A 1593-nucleotide genomic window follows, 5' to 3' on the forward strand; every position below is an offset into this window, starting at 1 on the left:
AGCGGGTGGTAGCGGCCAGCTTGCCGCCGTCGCCGCGGGTTTCCTGGATCAGGCGACCGGCGGCGTCGTAGCTTTGGTGGGTGACTTGGTCGGCCGCGTCGGTCACCAATGCCGGCTTCCAGTCGCTGGGTCCCGAGGCGTCCAGCGCCAGTTCTTCAAACTGCGCCCGCGTCGCAAACAGCCAGGAGTTGTTCTCGCCCACCGCGGTATTGGTTTTGCGCAGCGTCGCCACGCCTCGCACCGCGCCGTCTGGCGCCACGCCGTCCGCCACCGTCCGCTTGTAACCCTTCAGCGCCGGACCGCCCGGCAAGTTGTCCGCCGGGGTGTTGCGATGCGCGCCCGTCTGCTCCGATGTGGCGCCCAGCGCCTGACCCGCCGCGTTGAACCACACGATGTGCACGCTCGTATTCGCCCGATGCGCGCCGGTGTACACCGAGAAGGCGTAGCGACGTCCGGCTTGCACCGGCACGCTTTGCACCAGTTCTTGGTAAGCGTCTTGCGGGTGGCGACCGGTCTGGTTCAAGTAGACGGTGTTCTCGCCGGCCAGGCCCTCCGCTATCCGCCAGTCGGCGTTCAGATTGCCGCCCACTTCGGCGTCGGCGTTCCACGCCTCATAACCCCAGTTCGCCACCTTGCCCGGCGCCGAGGCTTCGAACAGGCTGTTGCGCAGCAGGTTGGCCTGGGCGCGGCCTTGCAGGCTTTCCGCCGACAGCCCCATCTGCGCCAGGTTCTTGGCATAGCGTAGGGTATCGGTGACATTGCCCGCCGCGTCGTAGCGGCGCTCGGTCACATAGCCCTGCGCGTCGACGCTGAGGCTGGGTCGTCCGGCTGCGTCGTAGAAACTGCGGCTGTGCTGGTCGGCCGCGTCGGCCACCAATGCCGGCTTCCAGTCGCTGGGTCCCGAGGCGTCCAGCGCCAGTTCTTCAAACTGCGCCCGCGTCGCAAACAGCCAGGAGTCGTTCTCGCCCACCGCGGTATTGGTCTTGCGCAGCGTCGCCACGCCTCGCACCGCGCCGTCCGGCGCCACGCCGTCCGCCACCGTCCGTTTGTAACCCTTCAGCGCCGGACCGCCCGGCAAGTTGTCCGCCGGGGTGTTGCGATGCGCGCCCGTCTGCTCCGATGTGGCGCCCAGCGCCTGACCCGCCGCGTTGAACCACACGATGTGCACGCTCGTATTCGCCCGATGCGCGCCGGTGTACACCGAGAAGGCGTAGCGACGTCCGGCTTGCACCGGCACGCTTTGCACCAGTTCCTGGTAAGCGTCTTGCGGATGGCGACCGGTCTGGTGCAAGTAGACGGTGTTCTCGCCGGCCAGGCCCTCCGCTATCCGCCAGTCGGCGTTCAGATTGCCGCCCACTTCGGCGTCAGCGTTCCACGCGCCATAGCCCCAGTTCGCCACCTTGCCCGGCGCCGAGGCTTCGAACAGGCTGTTGTGCAGCAGGTTGGCCTGGGCGCGGTCTTGCAGGCGTTCCGCCGACAGCCCCATCTGCGCCAGGCTCTTGGCGTAGCGTATGGTGTCCGTCACCCGCCCCGCCGCGTCGTAACGCCGCTCGGTCACATAGCCCGCCTCATCGATGCTCAGGCTCGGACGGC

The 1593-nt window shown here is 68.2% G+C and carries 1 protein-coding gene; it reads right to left on the minus strand.

Annotated features, from left to right (window positions below):
- Positions 1-1593, minus strand: a 1593-nt coding sequence (locus tag ACODSD_RS24730; RefSeq protein WP_488878604.1) for an RHS repeat domain-containing protein, incomplete at both ends; no start/stop codon positions are given.

The organism is Chromobacterium sp. FG22 (assembly GCF_057809415.1).